This is a genomic window from Streptomyces sp. NBC_00335, from assembly GCF_036127095.1.
Taxonomy (GTDB): Bacteria; Actinomycetota; Actinomycetes; order Streptomycetales; family Streptomycetaceae; genus Streptomyces.
The window spans coordinates 3,005,911-3,028,515 of the sequence record NZ_CP108006.1; the positions used below are offsets into that span (position 1 = coordinate 3,005,911).

Below are 22,605 nucleotides of genomic sequence, written 5' to 3' on the forward strand. Positions count from 1 at the left end.
GCCCCGGCTCCCTGCCCGGTTTCCCGCTCCCGCACCCGTAGGTCTCCGGATGCGGGGGTGGGAAACCGCCCATACCCTCCCAAATGTGACTCCGCCGAGAAGCAGCACGAAGAGACGCACCACCGCCGCGATACCCGTCCGGACCGGCCTCGCCCTCGCCGCCGCGCTGCTCGCGCTCACCGGCTGGACGACGGCCGCCGCCCCGGCCGCCCGGGCCGACGATCCCGTCACCCTGTCCCAGCAGGGGCAGATCACCGACCGCGTGGGCGCCCTGGGCGACCGGGGGCCCGAGGTCACCGCCGCGCTGGACAAGCTGTACGCCGACCGGAGGGTCCAGCTGTTCGTCGCGTACGTGCGCGACTTCTCCGGCCGGTCCGCGCAGAGCTGGGCCGATGCCACCGCCCAGAAGAACGGCCTCGGCCAGAACGACGTCCTGCTGGCCGTCGCCACCGGGGCCAGGCAGTACGCCTATTCGGCCGATGTCGACTCAGGATTCACCGAGGAGCAGCTCGCGGCGGTCGCGCAGACCGCCATCGAGCCGGCCCTCAAGCAGAACGACTGGGCGGGCGCCGCGATCGGGGCCGCGCGCGGCTACGACGCCGTCCTGGGCGGACAGCCGGTACCGGTGCCGGCCGTCGTCCCCGGCGAGGCCGACCCGGGAGGCGCCGCGGCGAGCGGCGAGAGCGGCGCCGGGGACTTCGTCCTCCCGGTGGTCGCGGTCGGCGCGGCCGGCGCCCTCGGGGCGTACGCGTACACCCGCCGCAAGCGCAAGCAGGCGGGCGGCGGCAGCGGCGGCTCGAAGACCACCGGCTGGTCGGGGCCGGGCCCCGCCCCGCTCGCCCTGCCGGAGCTGGACGCCAAGGCCAAGGCCCTGCTGGTGGAGACCGACGACGCGATCCGCACCAGCACCGAGGAACTCGGCTTCGCCACCGCCCAGTTCGGCGAGGAGGCGGTGGCGACCTTCACGCAGGCGGTGGAGTTCGGGAAGGGCGAGCTGACGGCCGCCTTCCGGCTGCGCCAGCAGCTCGACGACGCGTACCCGGAGGACGACGCCACCCGCCGCCGGATGCTCGACGAGATCGTGGCCCGCTGTACGGAGGCGAGCCGGCGGCTCGACGCCGAGTCGGCGGACTTCGACCGGCTGCGGGACCTGGAGAAGAACGCCCCTCAGGCGCTCGCGACCGTCGAGGCGCATTTCCGCGCCCTGACGGGCCGTACGACCACGGCGGAGGCCACCCTCACGGCGCTCGGCCGCCAGTACGCGGACTCCGCGGCGGCGCCGGTGGCCTCCAACCCCGAACAGGCCAAGGACCGGCTGCTGTTCGCGACGACCAGCCTCGGCGAGGCCCGCGCCGCGATCGACACCGGCGACAACGGCAAGGCCGCCGTGCACGTCCGGGCGGCCGAGGGCGCCGTGGACCAGGCGGCGACCCTGGTCGACGCGGTGGAGCGGCGCGCGCAGGAGCTGGCGGAGGCGGCCGGGAAACTGACGGGCGCGCTCAACGAGACGGACACCGACCTCGCCGACGCGAGCGGGCTGCTGACCGGCACCACCGAGGGCACCTCGACGGCCGATCTGCGCGGCCGGATCAGCCGGGCGCAGGCCGTACTGGCCGACGTGCGCCAGGAGCAGGGCGCCGGCCGGTACGACCCGCTGGACGCGCTGCGCCGCGTGGAGGAGGCCGACGCGGCCCTCGACGAGGCGCTGGCCGGGGCCCGCGAGCGGGAGTCGGGCCGGCAGCGGGCCGCGGCCCTGCTCGACCAGGCCCTGCTGACGGCCCGCAGCGCGATCGGCGCGGCCACGGACTACATCACCACCAGCCGGGGCGCGATCGGCAGCCAGGCCCGCACCCGGCTGGCGGAGGCCCAGCGCCACCTGGAGCGGTCCACGTCCCTGGCGGGCTCGGACCCGGCGGGCGCGCTCGCCGAGGCCCAGCAGGCGGACTCGCTCGCGCGCCAGGCGCAGCAGCTGGCCGAACAGGACGTACGGGGCTACCAGAACCCGTACGGCGGTGGCGGCCGGCAGCAGGGCGGCGGCATGGGCGGCGCGGTGCTCGGCGGCATCATCCTCGGCGAGATCCTGGGCGGCGGCCGCGGCGGAGGCGGCTTCGGGGGCGGGGGCGGGGGCGGCTTCGGCGGCGGCTTCGGCGGGGGCGGCGGACGCGGCCCCGGCTCCTTCGGCGGCGGGGGCACCCGCGGCCGCATGGGCGGCGGCGGCCGCTTCTGACGCACTCTCCCAACCTCCCTTTCCCCCTTCGTTCCCAAGGAGACACCGCACATGAGCAAGCAGAGCATCCTCGGCCGCGTCACCCAGCTCGCCAAGGCCAACATCAACTCCCTGCTGGACCAGGCGGAGGACCCGCAGAAGATGCTGGACCAGCTGATCCGCGACTACACGAACAACATCTCCGAGGCGGAGCAGGCCGTCGCCACCACCATCGGCAACCTGCGGATGCTGGAGGCGGACCACAAGGAGGACGTGGACGCGGCCGCGGAGTGGGGCGGCAAGGCCCTGGCGGCGAGCAAGAAGGCCGACGAGCTGCGGACGTCCGGGTCGGCCGCCGACGCCGACAAGTTCGACAACCTGGCGAAGGTCGCCCTCGGCCGCCAGATGCAGTCGGAGAAGGAGGCGAAGACGGCCGCGCCGACGATCGCCTCCCAGACCGAGGTGGTCGACAAGCTGAAGTCGGGCCTGGACTCGATGAAGATCAAGCTGACGGAGCTGACGGCGAAGCGCGACGAGCTGGTCTCGCGGGCCAAGACCGCTCAGGCGCAGAACACGATGATGGACGCGGTCAAGAACATCGACGTGATGGACCCGACCAGCGACATCGGCCGCTTCGAGGAGAAGGTCCGCCGCGAGGAGGCCATGGCCCTGGGCAAGCAGGAGCTGGCCGCCTCCTCCCTGGACGCCCAGTTCGAGTCCCTGGACGACCTCGGCAAGACCTCGGAGATCGAGGCCCGCCTGGCCGCCCTGAAGACCGGCAGCCTGAGCAAGCCCTATTAGAGCCTCCCCCGGACCTCCCGGGACCTCCCCGGGCCTGGCCGCGGCCGGCCCGGGGGCGCACTACCCGTACATGCTCAGCAGCTGCTCCGCCGACAGTTCCGTCACCGATTCCGCCACCGCGCCCGGAAGCGGGAGTTCGAACCAGACCGTCTTGCCCCGGTGGGTGCGGCGGGTGCCCCAGCCGGCGGAGAGCAGGCCGACCAGCTGGAGGCCGCGGCCGCCCTCGTCGGTGTCCCGCGCCCGGCGGCGGCGGGGCTGGACAAGGTTGGCGTCCCAGACCTCGCAGACCAGGGTCCGGTCCAGCAGCAGGCGCAGCCGGATCTCGCCCTCGCCGTAGCGCAGGGCGTTCGTGACGAGCTCGCTCACCAGCAGCTCCGTGGTGTCGAGCAGTCCCTCCAGACCCCACGCGGGCAGCTTCGCCCGGGCCAGCTCGCGGGCCCGGCCCACCGAGCGGGCCTCGCGCGGGAGCTGCCAGTCGCCGACCGCGTCCACCGGAAGGCCCTGGACCCGGGCCATCAGCAGCGCGATGTCGTCTTCGCCGTGCCGGGTGTCCAGGGTGTTCAGGACGTGGTCGCAGACCTCCTCCAGGGGGCGCGCGGGGTCGGCCAGCGCGTCCCGCAGGCCCCGTAGGCCTTCCTCCAGCGGGTGGGTCCGGGATTCGACGAGGCCGTCGGTGTAGAGCGCGAGCAGCGCCCCCTCGGGGAGTTCGACCTCGACCTCCTCGAAGGGTTCCCCGCCGACGCCCAGCGGCATCCCCGTCGGTATCTCCAGCAGCAGTCCGGGGCGGGGCGTACCGCCCTCCTCCACGGGCTCCACCAGCACCGGCGGCATGTGGCCGGCGTTGGCGATGGTGCAGCGCCGGGTGACCGGGTCGTAGACGGCGTAGACGCACGTCGCGAGGTACACCTCGGAGCGGTCGGCGTCCCGGGAGTGCAGGGCGGCCCGGGAGGCCTGCTGGGAGCCGCCGGGCGCGCCGAGGCCCCGGGCGATCTCGTCCAGCGCGGTCAGCACCTCCGCCGGTTCCAGGTCCAGCAGCGCGAGGGTCCGTACGGCCGTGCGCAGTTCGCCCATGGCCACGGCGGCCCGCAGTCCGCGGCCCATGACGTCGCCGACGACCAGCGCCGTGCGGTGCCCGGGCAGCTCGATGACGTCGAACCAGTCGCCGCCGACCTCGGTGGCGGCGTTGCCCGGCAGGTAGCGGCAGGCGATGTCGAGTCCGGCGGCCTCCGGGTCGCCGGGGGGCAGCAGGCTGCGCTGGAGAATCAGCGCGCGCTCGTGTTCGCGCCGGTAGAGCCGGGCGTTGTCGATGCAGACGGCGGCCCGTGCGGCGAGCTCGACCGCGACCGCCCGGTCGCGTTCGCCGAAGGGCTCGCTGCCCTTGGTGCGGGAGAACTGCGCGAGTCCGACCACCGTGTCGTGGGCGACCAGCGGGACCACGAGCGTGGACTGCACGAGGTCCCCGGACTCGGGTCCGCCGCCCTCCACCAGCCGCGGCCGCGCCGTGCGCAGGGCGAAGGCCCCCGGCGATCCGGCCGGGTACCGGTGCACCTCCCCTACGGAGACCAGCGCGCCCGGACCGGACAGCGGCGCGTCCGACACGGCCGAGGAGAAGGCCACCCGCCGCAGCGGCGCCGAGGGCGCCCGGCCGGGGCCCTGGCCGGGCAGGCTGGGCACGCCGGGGCCCTGCGGGCGGGCGGGGCGGTCGTCGTCGCCGAGCAGCAGCCCCTGGTAGAGGTCGACGGCGGCCAGGTCGCAGAAGCCGGGGACGGTGACGTCGAGGAGTTCGCGGGCGGTGGTCTCCAGGTCGAGGGAGTTGCCGATGCGGTGTCCGGCCTCGTTCAGCAGGGCCAGGTTGCGCCGGACCCCGGCGGCCTCGCGGGCGGCGAGGTGGCGGCGGGTCACGTCGATGCCGATGCCGGCGACCCCGATGGGGCGGCCGGTGCCGCCGTGGACCCGGTAGAGGTTGATGGACCAGTGGCGGTTGTCCCGGCTGCCGGGGGCGGCGCCGGTGATCTGGAGGTCGTTGACCGAGTCCCCGGTCTCCAGGACCCTGCGCAGCGCTTCGGCCATCCGGTCGGCCTCGTGCGCGGGCAGGTAGTCGTGGACGGTGCGGCCGCGGTGTTCCTCGGCGGCGCCGCCGAAGACGGTGGCGAAGCGGCGGTTGGCGCGCTGCACGGTGAGGTCCGTGCCGAAGAGCAGGAATCCGAAGGGAGATTGACCGAAAATCGCCTGCGAGGCGGCCAGATCGGATTCGATCCGGCGCAGCGCGCGGACGTCGACCACGACGCAGAGCGCGGCCCGCTCGGCGGTTTCGGTCTGGGTGGGCATCACATAGATCTCGGCCACCCCGTGCGCACCGTCGCCACCGGGGATCCGGAAGGGGATCAGGCCGGTCCATTCCTTGCCGTCGAGAATCTCGGCCACCCTGCGGTGGGCGCCGGCGCGCAGCTCCGGGGGCATGAAGGCGTCGACGGGGTCCCGGCCGACGGCCTCGGCCGCGGTCAGCCCGAAGAGTTCCTCGGCGCGCAGGCTCCACTGGTCGATCAGCCCGTCGGGTCCGATCGAGAAGGAAGCGACCTTTATGTAGTCATATATCGAGCCAGGCGGGCTGCTGTGCCACAGGGAGTCGCGCCAGGTCTCCCCGGACGCTTCCCCGGGCACACGGGCCTGATGTGCCTGTACAGGTATCTCGCTCACGCGACCGTCCCCTCCAGCTCACCGCAACCGGACCGGCCATGACCGAAGTATTCAGCACCACGGCGCTCTACGACACGGCCTTCGCGATCACAAAAAGATCCCGTTGTTTTCCAGCCAAGCTGTGTGATCGTCGACTGCCCCTCACCTTGTTACTCACCAGGAAGAGCCAATTCGAACCACACGGTCTTGCCCGACTTCCCGTGGCGGGTCCCCCAGCGCTGTGCGGAGACCGCCACGAGGTGGAGTCCGCGGCCCCCTTCGTCGTCGGCCGCGGCGACGCGTTCGCGGGGTGGATCCGGAAGCGGATCCGAAACCTCCACGAGAAGCGCCCGACCCGAGGGGGCGTCGGCGACGGCTGGATTGCGCCGTACGAGACGGACTCCGATCGGGCCGGAGGCGTACCGCAGGGAGTTGGTGACCAGCTCGCTGACCAGCAGGACGGTGACGTCTCCGACGGAGTCGAGCCCCCAGTCGCGAAGGGCGCCGCGCACCGCGTGGCGGGCGGTGCGGACGGCACCCGGTTCGGCAGGAAAGGCCCATTCGGCGCATTCACCGTCTGTGTCGATCACGCCGATCACTTCCCGGGCCGGCTGGCGACCCCAGTCCGGTTCGACAGGGGGAACAGAACCTCGTGGACGAGTACGAGATGGGGATTAATAGCGACATACCCGATATTCGGGGCGTCGTACCACTCGACCACCCACGGACCGGCGCACTGTGGCGCAGACGGCCCAGCGCGTGCGCGTCACGCGCCCCCGCGCACCCCGTCGCGGCCATCCGGGCCGGCGCCCGCAGCGGCGCCCGCACCGGCGACGGCATCGGCATCGGCGCTCAGCCGGCGGCCCGCCTCGGCGACGGCCGGGCGGTCCTGGTCGAGCCAGTCCACCGAGTCCAGCTCCCCGGGGCCGAGCCAGCGCAGCTCGTCGTGGTCCTCCAGCGGGAGCGGATCGCCCGAGAGCAGCCGGGCCGTCCACACGTGCAGGACGAGGCCGGGCTTCAGCGGCCACTCCCCCGGGATCCGCTCCAGCGCCTCGGTCTCCACGCCGAGCTCCTCGCGCAGTTCCCGTACGAGCGCCTCGGGTACGGATTCGCCCGGCTCGGCCTTGCCGCCCGGGAGCTCCCAGCGGCCGGCGAGCTCCGGGGGCGCGCTCCGGCGGGCGGCCAGCAGGCGCCCCTCATGACAAAGGGCTCCGCCCACGACCACTCGTACAGTCATGGGCGGAGCCTATGGCAGCGGCGACGGGTGAGCCGCACGGCTCAGTTCCTCGTGCCGGTCCGGCCGGCGGTGCTGTCCTGGCCGAGCTGACCGAGCCGCTCGATCCAGTAGAGCTGCTTGTGCCCTCTGCTTTCGAGGCTGTCGGCGACCTTCTGGGCCTCGGCCCGGGTGGAGTACCGGCCCACCCGGTAGCGGTTGCCGTTGTCGTCCTCACGTATGACCAGCCACGGGAGCAGGGCACCGCTGTCGTTCATCGCGTTTCACCCTCCGCCGACGTACCTGCCCGGGAAACCGCATTGCGCATATGCCCGAGCCTACGCCCGACCTTTACTCAGCGGATACGGTTTTTCACGAAGAGGTACCTCGCAGGCGTACGCATCCGGCCATGCGTACGAGTGGGCCGTGCGCGCCGGTTCAGACCCCGCGCACGGTCGGCAGCGGCAGGATCACGGCGCCGCCCGCGTTCTCCTTCCTGCAGACGTCCCCGCAGGTCGCGTCGAGGGAACAACAGAGCGAGCAGATCGGGCCGGACTGGACGGGGCAGTCGGCGATGTCGGGGAGCTCGTACGCGGACTCGCAGACGGCGCAGAGGTGCGTGGCGGTGACGTCCTCCACGACGACGTCCGGGCCGTTGACCGTGTTCGGCCTGGCCAGGTAGTACTTCCCCTTCGTCGCCCAGGCGATCAACGGGCAGAGGACGAGCGCGAGTCCGGCCGCGATGAAGGTGGAGAAGGCTTCGGCGTATGTCCCGAAAAGGCCGAAGAAAGCGAGGATCGAGACGGTGGAAGCGATGACCATCGAGCCGAAACCGGCCGGATTGACCGAGTAGAGGTAGGCCCGCTTGAACTCGATGTACGGCGGGCTGAGCCCGAGCCGCTTGTTGATCACGAGGTCGGCGGCGATGGAGCGCGAAGAAGATGAAGTTGAATCCTCCCCTCCCTAAAGGGTGGGGATTCCTGGCTCACGTGGGCTGTGGACCTCCGGTCCGCCAGCTCTTACACGATCGGCACCAGCCGGGTTGAGACCAGCCCGGACCAGCATGACGCGGGCGGAGTTCTTGTCCCTGGGGGACACGGCTCCGCAGGCGGTGCAAGTGTAGGTACGTTCCGAGAGAGGTAGTGCGTGCTTGGTTCTCGCTCCGCACTGCGCGCAGTCCATGGTGGTGTGCGCGGGATGGACAAGGTGCACGATGCGCCCGTGCTTGCGGGCCATGGCGATCAGTTCACGCTTGGTCGCGCCGATCGCGGCGTCGGCTGCCTTGCGAGCCATGGTGGACTTGGCCAGGAACTTCGGGCGGAAGTCCTCCACGGCGAGGGCGTCGTGGTCGCGGACGACGGTCTTGGCCCACTTGCGGCCGATGTCCTGGCGCTGCCGGGCCACCTTCTTGTGGAGCCTCGCAGCCAGCCTTCGAGCCGTCCGGTAGCCCTTCGAACCAGGCTTGCCCTTCGCTGGCTTCCGTCGGGCCATCATCCGCTGATAGCGGGCGAGCCCGGTAGCCGCCTTCCGCCCGTGCTCGGCGTGCGGGAGGTCATGTGCGTCGCTGGTGGTGGTCGCCGTCTCCTTCACACCCCAGTCGATGCCGATCACCGCGCCCGTCTCCGAGAGCGGCTGGGCCTCGGCGGGGACGACGAAGGAGGCGTACCAGTGCCCGAGGCTATCGCGGTAGATCCGTACCGATGACGGGTCCGACGGAAGGGCGCGCGACCACACCACGGTCAGGACGATGCCCCCCGCGAGATGCAGGCGGCCATCCTTGATCCGGAAGCCCCGACGGGTGTAATTGAGCGTCGGATAGGCTGCGTGCTTCTTCCTGTACTTCGGCATCCCGGCCCGCTGCCGCATCGGCAACCGGGCCTTGATGTCCTTCAAGGCCTTGGCACGGGACTTCCCGAAGTCCCGAATCAGCTGCTGCTGCGGAACGCTGCTGCCATCACGCAACCAGGTGTTGTGGTTGCGTGCTTCGGTCAGCATCTTGTCCAACCGGGCCGGCCCACACTTCTCGTCCTCATCGTGAGCCTTCTTCGACCGAGCGGCGCATTCGTTCCACACCCACCGGCACCGGTCCCACTCACCCAACAGCTTGGCGAGCGCGGTGGACGACAGACGAAGACGGAAAGCGAACCGGGCATGCCCGGCACCGTCCGCCACAGCAGCCGTCGTCATCATGCGCCGACCGTAGCGACACGCCCTTCGCAACCCTGTCCGGATTCTCCGGCGATCCCACGAACGAGTGAACGGAGCCCCCGGGCGACGGCTACCTCACCGGTAGGTGGTACGCGAGGCGGTAGCGGTCGGCCGGGACGATGACGTCGGCGGTTTCCACGGCGCGGCCGGACGCGAAGTAGGTGCGCCCGATCACCAGGACCACGTGCCCCGGCACCCCGCCGAGCTGCATGCTCTCCTCCGCCAGGCCCGGCCGCGCGCCGACCTCCTCCACCACGTTGTCGACGACCACGTCGATCGCCGCCATCCGGTCGACGACTCCCGCGCCCCCGAGCGGCCCCTCCTCCGGCAGCATCACCGGCGTCCGCCCGGTCACCGTCAGCGGCTCCCACGAGGTCGACAGCATCATCGCCTCGCCCGCGTCCCGGTAGACGTACCGCGTGCGCATCACCCGCTCGCCCGGTTCGATGCCGAGCCGTTTCGCGATGTCCTCCGGGGCCGGGGCCTGTTCGCTGTTGGAATCCCAGGTGCCGCGCGCCCCCGCCTCCGCCTGCTCCTGCCGGAAGGGGGTCGAGACCCCGCCCGTGCGGTAGCCGGAGCGGGCGACGCGCCGCGGGACCGGTTGTTCGCGTACGTACGTGCCGGATCCGGACCGGCCCTCGACCAGTCCCTCCGCCATGAGGACCTTGCGCGCCTCCAGGGCCACCGTGTCGGAGACCCCGTACTCCTCACGGATCCGGGCCTGGGAAGGGAGCCGGGCGTGCGGAGGCAGGGACCCATCGACGATCTTCCGTCGCAGATCCCCGGCGACGCGCAGATAGGCCGGCTGCTCGCCGAAAGTCACAGGCCACTCCCATCAGGTTGACAGACAGCTACACCCTGGCAACCGACGGTTGTCCATCGCAAGCAAGGGCCAGAGTTTCACCCGAAGTGATGAAGCCAGGTCACCCAAACCCACGCGTCCCACCCGTTACACGGACTCCCTGGAAGGGCTCCGCCCGGGACCGGGCGAGGTGCCCGGCGGACCCGACCCGTCCCCCTCGTTCCCCTCGTTCCCCTCGTTCCACTCGTTCCCCTCGGACTCCGCCAGCCACTCGGGAACCGTCGTCGCGAGCCCGTACGCCCCGCGCAGCGCCTTCTCCAGCTCGACCGGCAGCGCGGCGACCGCCCGGTCCCACGAGTCCAGGAACGCGTCCTCGGTCGTCGCCCGCGCGGCCTGCTGCCACGCGAGCCGCGCGACCTCCAGCCGCTCCCGCTGCACCCCGGCCGGACCGGCCAGCTCGGGCCGCCCCTTCATCACGTCCAGGAGCCCCGCCTCGGCGCCCAGCGCCTGGTCCATCTTCCTCGCCCAGGACTGGTGGGACGGCAGGTCCTCGCCCACTTCCTCGTCCGGTTCCGCCGCCAGCGCCTCGTCCACCCCCCTCATGACCCGCAGGAAGGCCACCTGCTCGGGCGTCAGCATGCCGGCGTCGTTGCGCAGGCTGCCGCGCTGCTGCCCGCGCTCCGTGCCGATCACGCACACGATCCGCCGGTCCCCGTCGCGCCAGCTCCCGGGCGAGGGCGCGAAGTAGTACATCCCCGCGTACGAGGGCAGGGCCCACGTGTCCATCGCGTACGCGTCCTGCGCGCTCCAGCAGTCCCGTACCGCGGTGGCCCGCACCTGCCCCGCGCCCGGGAACCGCTCCTCGGTCATCGAGGTCGCGGAGGTGACCTCCGCGTCGTGGACCTCGGCGCAGTCGATCCGGTAGACGGGGGCCTCCTCGGCCAGCAGGCCCCCGTCCGGGACGTTGAAGCAGTGCCCGACGCGCAGTTCGGACGCGTCCACGAGGGTGCCCTCCACCTCCTCGTAGGCCCCCGCCCCGCCCCGGTAGCGGCTCCGTTCGTCGAGCGCGTCCGCGGCCCGTACGGCCACGGGAACCGCGAGGACGGCGGCGATGCTGATCACCAGCGACACCACCAGCCCCCAGACGGCGAGCGCCGCGCCCCGCTCGCCCTTCTTCTTGATCTGCACGAGGGCCACGATCGCGAAGACGATGCCCAGCGGCGGGAAGCAGAGCAGCCCGACGAGCAGGGAGGCGAGCGCGAACCCGTTGAGCGGGGGCGGGGACGGGGGCGGCCCGTACGGGTACCCGTGCGGGTACCCGTGCGGGGGCGGGGCGGGCCAGAGGTGCGGGGGCTGGGTGCTCACGGGGCTCCAGGAAGCGGGGCGAACGAATGCGCGAATGGTACGCAGCGGGGGCGACCGTCGAAACGGTCGCCCCCGCCGGGTTCATCACGTCACCGACCGCACCGGGTCAGAACTGGAGGGCCCAGGAGTCGATCTTTCCGGTGTCGATGTTCGCGTTGTCGTTGACCCGGAGCTTCCACACGCCGTTGGCGACCTCGGAGGAGGCGTTGACCGTCACGGACTTGACGATGTTGTCCGCGCTGCCGCCACTGCGGTTGTGCAGGTTGTACAGGGTGCCGTCGGGGGCGACGAGGTCGACCTTCAGGTCACCGATGTACGTGTGGAGGATGTTCAGGTCCACCTTGAGCGTGCTCGGGGCGTTGCCGGAGATCCCGCTGACGGTGATCGGCGAATCGACGGTGGAGTTGTCGGCGATCGCGTAGTCCGCGGTGTTCTCGAAGCGGGTGCCCGGGTTCGGCGGGGTCGTGGTGCCCCCGACGTAGAGCAGGCGGTTCGGGGAACCGGTGCCGGGGCTGGTCACGACGTTCGGCGTGGCCGCGTTCACCAGGGCCGTGGAGACCTGGGCCGGGGTGGACGCCGGGTTGGACGCGAGGTAGAGGGCGGCGGCGCCGACCACGTGCGGGGTCGCCATCGAGGTGCCCGAGATGGTGTTCGTCGCGGTGTCGCCGGTGCCCCACGAGGAGGTGATGGAGGAACCGGGGGCGAACAGGTCCAGGATCGTGCCGTAGTTGGAGTAGCTCGCCTTGGCGTCGGTGTTGGTCGTGGCGCCGACGGTGATCGCCTCGGCCACGCGGGCCGGGGACTTGGTGTTGGCGTTGGTGGACTCGTTGCCCGCCGCGACCCCGTACGTGATGCCGCTGGCTATGGAGTTGCGCACGGCGGTGTCCAGCGCGGAGTCCGCGCCGCCGCCCAGCGACATGTTCGCCACGGCCGGCTTGACGGCGTTCCGCGTCACCCAGTCGATGCCGGCGACGACCTGGGCGGTCGTACCGGAGCCGTTGTTGTCGAGCACGCGGACGCCGACGATCTTCGCCTTCTTGGCCACGCCGTACGAGGTGCCCGCGACGGTGCCGGCGACGTGCGTGCCGTGGCCGTGGCCGTCCTGGGCGGTGTTGTCGTTGTCGATGGCGTCGAAGCCGTCGGAGGCGCGGCCGCCGAAGTCCTGGTGTGTCTTACGGACGCCCGTGTCGATGATGTACGCCGTCACACCCTCGCCGGCCTTGTCCGGGTAGGTGTAGCTCTGGTTCAGCGGGAGGGCCGTCTGGTCGATCCGGTCCAGGCCCCAGGAAGGCGGGTTGGGCTGGGTGGCGTCGACGGTGAACACCCGGTTCTGCACGACGGACTTGACCGCGGGGTCGGCGGCGAGCTTCTTGGCCTGCGCCTCGGAGACTTCTACGGAGTAGCCGTTGAGGGCCGCGCTGTAGGTCCGGTCGATCCGCGCGCCGTACCGCTTGGCCACGGCCTTGCCGCTGGCGGCGGTGGAGCGGGCGGCGGAGTCGTTCAGGGTCACGATGTAGCTGCCGGAGACGGTGCCTTCGGCGCCGGCGTTCTCGATGACGCCCTGCGGGGCGAGCGGGGACGCGGAAGCGGGTAAGGCGAGTGCGGCTCCGAGGGCGAGGGCCAGTGTGGCGGTCGCTCCGATGCCGGTGATCCTCCGGCGGGTGTGACGCGTCGCAGACATCTGAGGGGTCCTCCTCATAGGTGGTGCGTTGCGGGGGGTGCGCGGCCGTCGGGCCTGTCGCCAGGGCATGGCTTTTAGTCATGCCCATGACAATCAATTCGGCCCAACGATGCGCCGCTGACGAAAGGTTGACCCACGGAGTCGCTCCACCACAAGAGGACAACGAACGCGTAACATCCGTGCCATACCTCAGCCATGAACGAGCAAAGGCTCACCGCACATGACGCACGCACTACCCGGCTACGTCTGTGCCGAAGACGGCACCCGCGCCGACGCGCGGACGGCCCCCTGGTGCTGCCCGGTGTGCGGTGGCCCCTGGGACCTGGACTTCACCCCCGACCCGGCCGCCGTGCTGGATCCCGCGGCCGGCCCGCACTCGCTCTGGCGCTACGGCTGCGCACTGCCGCTCACCGGGGCCTTCGCCGTCACGCTGGCGGAGGGGAACACCCCGCTCGTGCCGCTCGCGGAGCGGGTGCACGCCAAGCTCGACTTCCTGATGCCCACGCTGTCCTTCAAGGACCGCGGCGCGGTGATGCTCGCGGAACTGGCGCGCCGGCTGGGCCCGGAGCGGGTGGTGGCGGACAGCAGCGGCAACGCCGGGACGGCCTTCGCGGCCTACTGCGCGCGGGCCGGACTGGACTGCGAGGTCTTCGTGCCGGAGGGCACCTCGGCGAAGAAGACGGAGCAGATGCGCGCGCACGGCGCGACGGTGACGGTGGTGCCGGGCGGCCGCGAGGCCGCGGCGGTGGCGGCCCGCGAAGCGGCGGACCTGCCGGGGGTGTTCTACGCCAGTCACGTCTTCAACCCGTACTTCCTGCACGGCACCAAGACCTACGTCTACGAGATCTGGGAGGCGATGGGCGGCCACCTGCCCGAGGTGATCGTCGTCCCGGTCGGCAACGGCACCCTGCTGCTGGGGGCCGCGCTGGCGGTGGAGGAGCTGGCCCTGCGCGGGGTCCGCCCGCCGACGCTGATCGCCGTCCAGTCGGCGGCCGTCGCCCCGCTGGCCTCCGCCTTCCGCGCGGGCGCCGAGAACGCCGATCCCGTACCCCAACTCCCCACCCTGGCCGAGGGGATCGCCATCCCGGCGCCGCCGCGGGCCCGGCAGATCCTGGCGGCCGTCCGCAAGTCCGGCGGGACCTTCCTCACCGTCACCGACGACAGCGTCCGCGCGGCCCAGCTCGACCTGGCCCGGCGCGGCCTCTTCGTGGAACCCACCGCCGCGGCCTGCTGGGCCGCGGTCGGCCCCACGGCCCCCGACGACCCCCTCCAGGGCCGCACCGCTGTCGTCCCGCTGTGCGGCGCGGGCGCCAAGACGGGACTGGCGGCGCCGGCGGTCTGACCGGGGCTGCCGGGGGGCGACGGGGACGGCGCCGACGGGGACCCGGCGCGGCCGGCCCGACCGGAGCGGCCCGGTCCGGGGACCCCCCGATTGGTGTAGACGCCAAGGACATAGGCTCCGCGTCATGCGCACCCCAACGGCCCGTGTCTGGATCGCCCTCTCCCTCGTCTACGTCGTCTGGGGTTCGACCTACCTCGGCATCCGGATCGTCGTCGAGACCATGCCCCCGTTCCTCTCCGCCGGGGCCCGCTTCATCACCGCCGGCCTCCTCCTGGCCGGCCTCGTCGCCTGGCGCGACGGCCCGGCCGCCCTCAAGGCCACCGGCGCCCAGGTGCGCTCCGCCGTCCTGGTCGGGCTGCTGCTGGTGCTCGGCGGCAACGGCCTCGTCGTCCTCGCCGAGACCTCGATCCCCTCCGGGCTCGCCGCCCTCCTGGTGGCCGCCGTGCCGATGTGGCTGGTCGTCCTGCGCGCCGGCTCCGGCGACCGCCCCTCCCGTCGCACCGTGTCCGGGGTCCTGCTGGGACTCGGCGGACTCGCCGTCCTGACCAGCCCGGGGCTCGGCGGGGAGATCGCGCTCGGCGGGGTGCTCCTGGTGCTGGCCGGCTCGGTGTGCTGGTCGCTCGGCTCCTTCTCGGCGTCGAAGCTGACCCTGCCCGCGAACCCCTTCACCGGCAGCGCGTACCAGATGCTCGCGGGCGGGGCCGGCGGGATCCTCGTCGGCCTGTGCCGCGGCGAGCAGCACGGACTGGACCTGACCTCGTACTCCACCGCCTCCTGGCTGGCCCTCGGCTACCTCGTGCTGTTCGGCTCGCTCGTCGGTTTCACCGCGTACGTGTGGCTGCTGCGCGCGGCTCCGCTCTCGCTGGTGGCCACGTACGCCTACGTGAATCCGGTCGTGGCCGTCGCCCTGGGATGGCTCGTCCTCGACGAGGCCCTGACCTGGCCGATCCTGCTCGGTGGTGCGATCGTCGTGGCGGCGGTGTGCGTGATCGTGAGCACGGAGCGCCGCAGCTGAGGGGCGCGGGGCCTCGGTCCGCGACCGCGGTCCGCGGCCTCAGTCCGCGGCCTTCGCCGCCCGTTCGTACAGGGCCTTCGCCCGGTCGTCGAACAGCGCGGCCGTGGAGTCCACGTCCGTGTCCCCGCCGCTCAGCACCCCGATGAGCTGCCCCGGCCGCCCCGGCCCGCCCCGGTCGGCGATCCACGGGCTGCCGCTCGTCCCCGTCCAGAAGCCGGAGCAGTTGATGTAGAGCATGGCGGGGTCGTCCTCGTCGTGCCGGCTCTGCGTCGTACAGGCGACGGGCTTGTTCTCGGGGTTGTGCTCGGACTCCGGATAGCCGACGACGGTCACCTCCCGCTCGTAGCCGGAGGTCCAGACGGGCTTCGGTGCCTCCCGGCGGCCGACGACCTCCTGCAGGCTGCGCCCCTCCGCGTCCGGTTCGACGCTGAGGAAGGCGAAGTCGGCGGTGTCCTCGCCCCACTTGGTCCAGCGGTCGTCGACCTGGACGGAGCGCACCTTCCACAGCCCGAGGGGCTGCTGCCCCGAGCCCTCGCCCGAGAAGGCGGGGGCGAAGGAGAGCTCGCCGATGGCCAGGCCGTCGTGCGCAGCCTCGCCCGGCACGCCGTCCTCTCCGGCGGGGGCCACGCAGTGCGCGGCGGTGGCGACGACATTGCCCTGCGGGCTGTCGACGACGCTGGCCGTGCACCAGTGCTCGCCGTTCGCCATGAGGACGCCGACGGTGGGAAAGGGGAGCACCGCGCGGTCCTCGTAGCCGCCGGAGTCCTTGACGAAGACCACGGCGAGCAGCGCGGCGACGCCCGCGAGGGCGGCCGAGCCGATCCAGATCCCCTTGATGCCGGGGCTCACTGCGGGGCGGCGCTGCTCGCGCCGCCGCTCGGGGCCCCGCCGCTCGGGGCCGGCCGGGGCTTCGGGGTGGGGGCGGACATCACCTTGCTGATCCACTCCAGTGAGCCCTCCCTCATCCCGCGTACGTACGACTTTCCGTTGTGCTGACCATCCTGGATCACCTGCAGCCTGGTGTGCACGGCACCCTTGCCGTAGTCCCTCATGAACCCCTCGGCCGCCTCCCGGCCGGATTCGGCGGTGCCGATCTGGAAGTTCACGTAGACGTCCGGGCCGCCCGCCGCGATCAGCTTCGCGGCGAGCTTCCGGGGGTTGTTCTCGTCCATGGCCTGCGTGTTCCCCTTCCACAGCGGGGAGTCGGGGACGACGTCCACCCCGCTCGCGATGACCGCCTTGAAGCGTTCGGGGTACTTCAGGACGTGCTTGAGGGCTCCGAATCCGCCCGACGAGGAGCCCATGAAGGCCCATCCGTCGCGGGAGGTGAAGGTGCGGAAATTGGCCTTCGCGAAATCCGGGACGTCCTCGGCCATCCAGGTGCCCATCTTGGGCTGGCCGGGGATGTCGGAGCCGTCGAAGTGGTGCTTGGTGTCGGCGTTGATCACCGGCATGACCAGGATGAAGGGCAGGTTCTTTCCGGACTTCGCCCCGTCGCTGACGGCCTGCTGGAGGCCGAGGCCGGGGCCCGTCCCCCAGTAGTTCGTGGGGTAGCCGCGGCCGCCGGGCAGGGAGATCAGGACCGGGAAGGCGCTGTCTGCGTACGCCGGGTCGTCGTACTGCTTCGGCACCCACACCCACACGTCGCCCTTGAACCCGGACTTCTTGCCCGTCAGGGTGGTCTTGCCGATCTGGGTGCCGTCCGGCAGCCGGGAGGTCCGGACGAAGGAGGCCTTCGGCCCGGTCGGCATGAGCACGCCGGGCGCGGCGTCGGGGGCGGTGGAGGCCGCCGCCCGCGGCTCCCCGAAGGAGACGGGATCGCCTATGTCCGTGAAGACGCGGTAGTGGTACGCGGCCGCCCCGCCGCCCGCCAGGAGGGTGAGGCCGAGACCGCCGCCGATCAGGATCCGGCGCAGTCGGCGCTTGGGGCGGCGGCCCCCGGTCCCGGCGCGGTCCCCGGTCCCGGTGTCGCGGTCCGCGGTCTCGGCGGCGCGGTCCGCGGTCTCGGCGGCGCGGTCCCCGGTGGCCGCGCCGGCGTCCTGGGCCGTGGCGACGGCGTCACCCTGCAGGTCTTGGTGCACGGATCGTTCCCGTTCCTTGTCCGGCGCCCTCTGGGAGCGTGGGGTGGACCGTTTGGTCCCCCTTACATCCATAACAGAGGTATGAACGACCGGATGGGTTGCCTGGGACGGGTGGACGTGGCGAGGGCCACGCGGGGGACGCCGGCCTACGACGGCCGCTCCCCCGCGCGGGTGCGTCCGATCGCGGTCAGCCCGCTTCGGGCTTCGGCCCCTTGAGCACCTTGCTGACCCACTCCAGCGAGCCTTCCTTCATGCCGCGCACGTAGTGCCAGCCGTTGTGCTCGCCGTTCTGGATGTCCCGGATGGTCATCTTGACCGGGCCCTTGGCGTACTTCTGCCGGAACTGCGTCATGCGCTCCTTGCCGCTCTCCTTGGTCCCGATCTGGAAGTTGATGTAGACGTCGGGGCCGCCCGTGTCGATCAGCTTCTGGGCGAGCTTCTCGGGGTTGTTCGCGTCCATCTCCGCCTGGTGGCCCTTCCAGAACGGGGAGTCGGGGACGATCTCGCCGCCGCTGGCGATCACGGCCTTGAACTTGTCCGGGTGCTGGAGGACCTGCTTCATGCCGACGAAGGCGCCGGAGGAGGAGCCCATGAAGGCCCAGCCGTCGCGGGACTTGTACGTACGGAAGTTGGCGCGGGTGAAGTCCGGGACGTCCTCGGCGATCCAGGTGCCCATCTTGGGCTTGCCGGGGATGTCGGAGCCGTCGTAGTAGTACTTCGGGTCCGGGTTGAGCACCGGCATGATCACGATGAACGGCAGGCTGGTACCGGCCTTGACGCCCTCGCTGATGGCCTTCTGGAGGCCGAGGCTGCGGTCGGCCCAGTAGTTGTTCGGGAAGCCGTTGCCGCCGGGGAGCGCGATGAGCACCGGGAAACCGCTCTTGGCGTACTTCGGGTCGCCGTACTCCTTCGGCGTCCACACCCAGACGTCGCCCTCGAAGCCGGACTTGGCGCCCTTGAGGCGGGTCTTGGCGATGATCGTGCCGTCGTCGAGCTTGGTGGTCTGCTTGAACGCGGAGGCCGGGCCGGTCGCGAACTGCACGTCCGGGTCGCCGCTCGGCGCGGGCGGGCTCGCGGGGACCTCGCCCGGGCTGCCCTGCGCCGCCCCGGGGTCGGCGGAGGGCGGGGTCTTGCCGAAGCTCACCGTGGAGCCGTTGCCGGAGAACCAGTCCAGCTTCCAGGCGGCGAAGCCACCGCCGCCGAGGAGGAGCACGAAGGCCATGGCCGCACCGGTCCACAGCACGCGGCGGGAACGGGAGCGGCGCGGGGGCTCGGGTATGTGCGGGGGCTCGGGTATGTGCGGGGGGACGTACGCCTCGTTGCCGTACGCCTCGTTGCCGTAGGCCTGGTTGCCGTACGCCTCGTTGCCGTACGCCTGGTGGCCATCGGGTCGGTACGGCTGGCCCTGCCGCTCCTGTTGGTACGACTGGTCCTGCCGGTACGGCGGGTACGGCGGGTGGGACTGGTACGGCTGGTCATCGGGCCGCGGGCGCTGCGGGTCCTGGTGCACGAACTTCGCTCCGAACGGTCATGACTGCCCCCCGGCGGGACAGAAGGGACTGGGCTCCCCCTAGTCCTGATGTGTGAATCCCCCGGAAAGTTCCAAATCAGCGCAAAATCATGATCCGAATCCCGGGCGCCTCACTTCAGTGCGTCGAGGACCCCCGCGCACCGCCCGAGCAGTGCGATCAGCAGCTCCCGCTCCTCGCCGCTGAACTCGGCGGCGAGCGCCCGCTCCACCGCCACCGCCCCCGCGTCGGCCAGCTCCATCACGGAGCGCCCCTCCTCGGTGAGCCGGGTCTCCAGGACGTTGCGGTGCAGCTCGTGCGGGGTCCGCTCGATGAGGCCGCGCTCCGAGAGGTTCTTCAGCACGGTGTTCATGGTCGGCGGCGTCACCCCGCACAGGCGGGCGAGCGAGGCGGCGGAGATCCCGGGCTTCTCGGCGAGCCAGAGCAGGGCGGCGTACTGCGGAACCGTTACTGCGGCCGGCTTCACCGCCGTGTTCTTGGCCCCGAGGAGCGCCTGCTCGGCGCGCTTGATGTGGGAGCCGATGCGCTCCTCGGCGGGCATGGAAGTCATCCCCGCATCATAAAGCCCTTGCATGCATTAGAGCTCTAACTTAGATTCGTGCACATCCAGAGAGAAGAGGACGTCCGATGGCGAAGAAGTTCCTGCCCGCCACCCTGCTCACCCTGACCGCCGCCCTCACCCTCGGCGCGGCCCCCGCCGCCACGGCCTCGGGCGGCGGAGCCCCGGACGGCGCGGGCTCGCGTACCCGGATCGACACGGCCTTCACCCTGCCCGGCGAGCAGGTCTTCCCGGAGGGCATAGCCGCCGACCCCCGCACCGGCACGGTCTACGTCGGCTCCTACAAGGACGGCACCGTCTACCGGGCCCGCTCCGGCGGACGCGCGGCGGAGGTCTTCCTGCCGCCGGGCACCGACGGGCGCCACACCGCGAACGGACTGCGGGTCGACGGGCACGGCCGGCTCTGGGTGACCGACTCCACCTCGGGCGTCTGCGTCTACGACACCCGCTCGGGGGCCCGTACGGCCCGCTTCGAGATACCCGGGAGCGGGCCGCGCTTCCTCAACGACCTGGCCGTGACCCCGGACGGCACCGCTTACCTCACCGACAGCGTCCGCGCGGTGGTCTACCGGGTCACCCCGGAGCAACTGGCCTCAGGATCCGGCCCCTTGCAGGTGGCGTACGACCTGAGCGGGCGGCTCACCCCCTCCCCGGCGGGCAGCTTCAGCCTCAACGGCATCACCGCGGACCCGGCCGGGCGGTTCCTGCTCACCGTCGACATGACGGCCGGGGACCTGTACCGCATCGACCCGGCCTCCGGCGCGGTCTCCCGCGTGACGCTGACCGGCGGCGATCTGAAGACCGCCGACGGGCTCGACCTCGCACCCGGCGGGGTGCTGCGCGCGGCCCAGAACACGCGGAACGCCCTGAGCCGCTGGCAGGTGTCGGCCGACGGCACCCGGGCCCGCCTGGTCCGCACCGTCACGGATCCCTCGCTCCAGATCCCGACCACGCTGGTCCGGGTGCCGGGGCGGACCCTGGTGGTGCGGTCCCAGTTCGACAAGGACGGCGGGGTGCTGCCCTCCACGGGCGCGCCGACCGGGTTCACGGTCGCCTCGGTCCGCGGGTTCTGACCCGCGGGTCCGGCGGGTCCCGCCGGCGGGATCCGTCAGCCCCGCAGGTAGGCCAGGACGGCGAGGACCCGGCGGTGGGACTCCTGCGCGGGGGGCAGGTCGAGCTTCATCAGGATGTTCCCGATGTGCTTGCCGACCGCCGCCTCGGAGACGGTGAGCCGGCGGGACACCTCGGCGTTGGAATGCCCCTCGGCCACCAGGGCGAGGACCTCCCGCTCGCGGGCCGTCAGCCGCTCCAGGGGGTCGCGCCGGCGGCTGATGAGCCGGCGCACCACCTCGGGATCGACCACGGTCCCGCCGGCCGCCACCCGCGCGACCGCGTCGAGGAACTCCTCCACCTGCCCGACGCGGTCCTTGAGCAGGTACCCGACGGCCGTCCCGTCGCCGGAGTCGAGCAACTCGGTTGCGTACGAGCGCTGCACGTACTGGGAGAGGACCAGGACGGGCAGGTCCGGGCGGGTCTCGCGCAGCCGCACGGCCGCCCGGAGCCCCTCGTCGGTGTGGTCCGGGGGCATCCGCACGTCGGTGACGACGATGTCCGGCCGGTGCTCGGCGACGGCCGCTTCGAGCGCGGCGGCGTCGCCCACGGCCGCCACCGTGCGGTGCCCGAAGCGGGCGAGCAGCCCGACGAGGCCCTCGCGCAGCAGCACGGAGTCCTCGGCGAGGACCACGCGCAGGGGCGGCCGGGAGGCTCCGGCGGGGGTGGCCTCCCTCGCCGGGTTCACGCCGCCCCCTGGGTATTCGGCGTCTTCGCCGTCTTCGGTGCCTTCGGTGCCTTCGGAACGCAAGGGATCTCCACACGCAGCAGGGTCGGACCTCCGGGAGGACTGGTCAGGGTCAGTCTGCCGTCCACGACGGACACCCGGTCGGCGAGCCCCGTGAGCCCGCTCCCCCGTCCGGCGTCCGCGCCGCCCCGGCCGTCGTCGGCCACCTCCAGCGCGAGGCGGGTTCCGTCGTGTCGGCCGGTGACGGTGATCCGGCCCGCCCCGCTGTGCTTGGCCGCGTTGGCCAGGGCCTCGCTGACGAAGAAGTACCCGGCGGACTCGGCCTGTTCGGGCAGCCGGCCGGGGAGGTCGACGTCGGTGTCGACGGGGATCGGCGAGCGGTCGGCGAGGTCGGCGACGGCGTCGGGCAGGCCCCGGTCGGTGAGCACCTGAGGGTGGATGCCGTGGACGAGCTCGCGCAGCGAGGTCAGCGCCTGCCCCGCCTCGGCGTGCGCGGCGGCCAGTTGCCCGGCGAGCGCACTGCCCGGCGGGGCGTCCAGCCGGGCCAGGCCCAGGGTCATGGACAGGGCGACGAGCCGCTGCTGCGCGCCGTCGTGCAGGTCCCGTTCGATACGCCGCCGCTCGGCGTCGAAGGCGGCCGCCAGCCGGGCCCGGGAGCTGGTCAACTCCGTTACCTGAACGGCCAGATCGCCCTGTGCCGGGCCGAGCATCAGCCGGGCCAGGGCCGCGCGGGCCGCTGCCGCCGCGCCGAGCCCGTAGAGGAGGAGCGGGAGGAGCAGCAGGCCGGCGGCGGCGCACAGCAGGGCCTGGGGGTAGCCGGTGATGCCGTGGATCTTGAGCGGGTTGACCCGTTCCCCGTCGAGGGCGAGCAGGACGGGGGTCGCGAGGAGGTCGACCGGCAGCAGGAGCGCACCGACGGCCAGCAGTTCCAGCGGCCACAGCAGGGTGGCGGCGAGCACCGCGTAGCCGAGCTCCCGCCAGGTCGCCTGCTCGCGGAAGCGGGTGCGGGCCCACGCCGCGAGCCCCGTACGGTCCGGATCGCGGTGCGGGTCGGGCAGCGGCGCGGAGCCGGGGTCGAGCAGCCGCAGCCGGCGGCGCTCGACGGCCGCGAAGGGTACGCCGGCCAGCGCGAGGGCGCCGAGCAGCGGAAGCCCCACCAGGACGACGGCGAGCGCCGTCCCGCAGACGGCGAGCAGCGTCAGCAGGGTCAGCGCGAGGGCTCCGGTGACGGCGCCGCCGAGCAGATAGCCGACGGCGCGCCAGGGCCGGGCGGAGCGCAGGTAGCGGCCCGGGAACGGGACGGGGAAGTTGGGCGGCATGGGTTCACGG

At 72.4% G+C, this 22,605-nt stretch carries 19 protein-coding genes and 1 pseudogene; 5 read left to right on the forward strand and 15 right to left on the reverse strand.

Translation table 11 applies throughout. The annotated features are described in order from the left end of the window. Window positions 1-49 precede the first annotated feature (49 nt). Together OHA37_RS13210 and OHA37_RS13215 are read left to right on the forward strand one after the other, a co-directional pair. Window positions 50-2,227, forward strand: coding sequence for a TPM domain-containing protein (locus OHA37_RS13210; RefSeq protein WP_443046158.1), 2,178 nt, complete (start codon window positions 50-52; stop codon window positions 2,225-2,227). A gap of 51 nt (window positions 2,228-2,278) precedes the next feature. Continuing rightward, the gene (locus OHA37_RS13215) at window positions 2,279-3,007 is read left to right on the forward strand and encodes a PspA/IM30 family protein (protein ID WP_266904860.1); all 729 of its coding nucleotides are present in this window, start codon (window positions 2,279-2,281) and stop codon (window positions 3,005-3,007) included. A gap of 60 nt (window positions 3,008-3,067) precedes the next feature. Here OHA37_RS13215 and OHA37_RS13220 read toward each other — a convergent pair whose 3' ends face one another. From OHA37_RS13220 to OHA37_RS13260, 9 genes and pseudogenes are all read right to left on the reverse strand, one after another. Continuing rightward, the gene (locus OHA37_RS13220; protein ID WP_266912740.1) at window positions 3,068-5,668 is read right to left on the reverse strand and encodes a SpoIIE family protein phosphatase; all 2,601 of its coding nucleotides are present in this window, start codon (window positions 5,666-5,668) and stop codon (window positions 3,068-3,070) included. 185 nt (window positions 5,669-5,853) lie between these two features. Further along, entirely contained in the window at window positions 5,854-6,282 is a 429-nt protein-coding gene (locus tag OHA37_RS13225; RefSeq protein WP_266904862.1) for an ATP-binding protein, read from the reverse strand. Between the two features lie 167 nt (window positions 6,283-6,449). After that, window positions 6,450-6,920, reverse strand: a complete 471-nt coding sequence (locus tag OHA37_RS13230; protein WP_266904864.1) for a (deoxy)nucleoside triphosphate pyrophosphohydrolase — start codon at window positions 6,918-6,920, stop codon at window positions 6,450-6,452. Window positions 6,921-6,961: 41 nt separating this feature from the next. Further along, window positions 6,962-7,174 carry an SPOR domain-containing protein gene (locus OHA37_RS13235; protein WP_266904866.1) on the reverse strand — a complete coding sequence of 71 codons (213 nt, stop codon included), beginning with the start codon at window positions 7,172-7,174 and terminating at the stop codon, window positions 6,962-6,964. 160 nt (window positions 7,175-7,334) lie between these two features. Next, window positions 7,335-7,826 (reverse strand): annotated as a pseudogene (locus OHA37_RS13240) (hypothetical protein); the annotation flags it as partial. A gap of 33 nt (window positions 7,827-7,859) precedes the next feature. Next, on the reverse strand, window positions 7,860-9,083 hold the full coding sequence (locus OHA37_RS13245) for an RNA-guided endonuclease InsQ/TnpB family protein (protein WP_266912742.1): 1,224 nt from the start codon (window positions 9,081-9,083) through the stop codon (window positions 7,860-7,862). Window positions 9,084-9,174: 91 nt separating this feature from the next. After that, window positions 9,175-9,927 (reverse strand): GntR family transcriptional regulator, encoded by a 753-nt coding sequence (locus OHA37_RS13250; RefSeq protein WP_266904868.1) that lies wholly within the window; start codon window positions 9,925-9,927, stop codon window positions 9,175-9,177. Between the two features lie 126 nt (window positions 9,928-10,053). After that, window positions 10,054-11,271 (reverse strand): DUF4190 domain-containing protein, encoded by a 1,218-nt coding sequence (locus tag OHA37_RS13255; RefSeq protein ID WP_266904870.1) that lies wholly within the window; start codon window positions 11,269-11,271, stop codon window positions 10,054-10,056. 106 nt (window positions 11,272-11,377) lie between these two features. Continuing rightward, window positions 11,378-12,952: a S8 family peptidase gene (locus tag OHA37_RS13260; protein ID WP_266904872.1), complete on the reverse strand. Its 1,575-nt coding sequence runs from the start codon at window positions 12,950-12,952 to the stop codon at window positions 11,378-11,380. Window positions 12,953-13,172: 220 nt separating this feature from the next. Between OHA37_RS13260 and OHA37_RS13265 the strand changes: the two genes are divergently transcribed. Together OHA37_RS13265 and OHA37_RS13270 are read left to right on the forward strand one after the other, a co-directional pair. Continuing rightward, complete coding sequence (locus tag OHA37_RS13265; protein WP_266904874.1) at window positions 13,173-14,294, forward strand: pyridoxal-phosphate dependent enzyme; 1,122 nt, start codon at window positions 13,173-13,175, stop codon at window positions 14,292-14,294. Between the two features lie 124 nt (window positions 14,295-14,418). Further along, window positions 14,419-15,309: an EamA family transporter gene (locus tag OHA37_RS13270; protein WP_266904876.1), complete on the forward strand. Its 891-nt coding sequence runs from the start codon at window positions 14,419-14,421 to the stop codon at window positions 15,307-15,309. Between the two features lie 39 nt (window positions 15,310-15,348). On the opposite strand, the gene OHA37_RS13275 is transcribed toward OHA37_RS13270, so the two are convergent. From OHA37_RS13275 to OHA37_RS13290, 4 genes are all read right to left on the reverse strand, one after another. Further along, window positions 15,349-16,158, reverse strand: coding sequence for a trypsin-like serine peptidase (locus tag OHA37_RS13275; RefSeq protein ID WP_266904878.1), 810 nt, complete (start codon window positions 16,156-16,158; stop codon window positions 15,349-15,351). Beyond that, complete coding sequence (locus tag OHA37_RS13280) at window positions 16,155-17,225, reverse strand: alpha/beta hydrolase (RefSeq protein WP_443046301.1); 1,071 nt, start codon at window positions 17,223-17,225, stop codon at window positions 16,155-16,157. The genes OHA37_RS13275 and OHA37_RS13280 overlap by 4 nt, the downstream gene beginning before the upstream one ends. Window positions 17,226-17,577: 352 nt before the next feature. Beyond that, window positions 17,578-18,900, reverse strand: coding sequence for an alpha/beta hydrolase (locus OHA37_RS13285; RefSeq protein WP_323182333.1), 1,323 nt, complete (start codon window positions 18,898-18,900; stop codon window positions 17,578-17,580). A 131-nt stretch (window positions 18,901-19,031) separates the two neighbouring features. Then, window positions 19,032-19,469 carry a MarR family winged helix-turn-helix transcriptional regulator gene (locus tag OHA37_RS13290; RefSeq protein WP_266904882.1) on the reverse strand — a complete coding sequence of 146 codons (438 nt, stop codon included), beginning with the start codon at window positions 19,467-19,469 and terminating at the stop codon, window positions 19,032-19,034. Window positions 19,470-19,546: 77 nt separating this feature from the next. Here OHA37_RS13290 and OHA37_RS13295 point away from each other — a divergent pair, with 77 nt between their 5' ends. Next, window positions 19,547-20,551: an SMP-30/gluconolactonase/LRE family protein gene (locus OHA37_RS13295; protein WP_266904884.1), complete on the forward strand. Its 1,005-nt coding sequence runs from the start codon at window positions 19,547-19,549 to the stop codon at window positions 20,549-20,551. A 35-nt stretch (window positions 20,552-20,586) separates the two neighbouring features. Here OHA37_RS13295 and OHA37_RS13300 read toward each other — a convergent pair whose 3' ends face one another. Both OHA37_RS13300 and OHA37_RS13305 read right to left on the reverse strand, forming a co-directional pair. Then, window positions 20,587-21,276 carry a response regulator gene (locus OHA37_RS13300; RefSeq protein WP_266904886.1) on the reverse strand — a complete coding sequence of 230 codons (690 nt, stop codon included), beginning with the start codon at window positions 21,274-21,276 and terminating at the stop codon, window positions 20,587-20,589. Then, window positions 21,273-22,595 carry a sensor histidine kinase gene (locus OHA37_RS13305; protein ID WP_266904888.1) on the reverse strand — a complete coding sequence of 441 codons (1,323 nt, stop codon included), beginning with the start codon at window positions 22,593-22,595 and terminating at the stop codon, window positions 21,273-21,275. Before OHA37_RS13305 ends, OHA37_RS13300 begins: the two co-directional genes overlap by 4 nt. Between the last annotated feature and the right edge of the window lie 10 nt (window positions 22,596-22,605).

What these genes read in the sequence shown, in the direction of transcription:
- OHA37_RS13210 (WP_443046158.1), top strand. Translation starts at nt 50, where the DNA reads ATGCGGGGGTGGGAAACCGCCCATACCCTCCCAAATGTGACTCCGCCG.
- OHA37_RS13215 (WP_266904860.1), top strand. Translation starts at nt 2,279, where the DNA reads ATGAGCAAGCAGAGCATCCTCGGCCGCGTCACCCAGCTCGCCAAGGCC.
- OHA37_RS13230 (WP_266904864.1), bottom strand. Translation starts at nt 6,920, where the DNA reads ATGACTGTACGAGTGGTCGTGGGCGGAGCCCTTTGTCATGAGGGGCGC.
- OHA37_RS13235 (WP_266904866.1), bottom strand. Translation starts at nt 7,174, where the DNA reads ATGAACGACAGCGGTGCCCTGCTCCCGTGGCTGGTCATACGTGAGGAC.
- OHA37_RS13245 (WP_266912742.1), bottom strand. Translation starts at nt 9,083, where the DNA reads ATGACGACGGCTGCTGTGGCGGACGGTGCCGGGCATGCCCGGTTCGCT.
- OHA37_RS13260 (WP_266904872.1), bottom strand. Translation starts at nt 12,952, where the DNA reads ATGTCTGCGACGCGTCACACCCGCCGGAGGATCACCGGCATCGGAGCG.
- OHA37_RS13265 (WP_266904874.1), top strand. Translation starts at nt 13,173, where the DNA reads ATGACGCACGCACTACCCGGCTACGTCTGTGCCGAAGACGGCACCCGC.
- OHA37_RS13270 (WP_266904876.1), top strand. Translation starts at nt 14,419, where the DNA reads ATGCGCACCCCAACGGCCCGTGTCTGGATCGCCCTCTCCCTCGTCTAC.
- OHA37_RS13290 (WP_266904882.1), bottom strand. Translation starts at nt 19,469, where the DNA reads ATGACTTCCATGCCCGCCGAGGAGCGCATCGGCTCCCACATCAAGCGC.
- OHA37_RS13295 (WP_266904884.1), top strand. Translation starts at nt 19,547, where the DNA reads ATGGCGAAGAAGTTCCTGCCCGCCACCCTGCTCACCCTGACCGCCGCC.
- OHA37_RS13305 (WP_266904888.1), bottom strand. Translation starts at nt 22,595, where the DNA reads ATGCCGCCCAACTTCCCCGTCCCGTTCCCGGGCCGCTACCTGCGCTCC.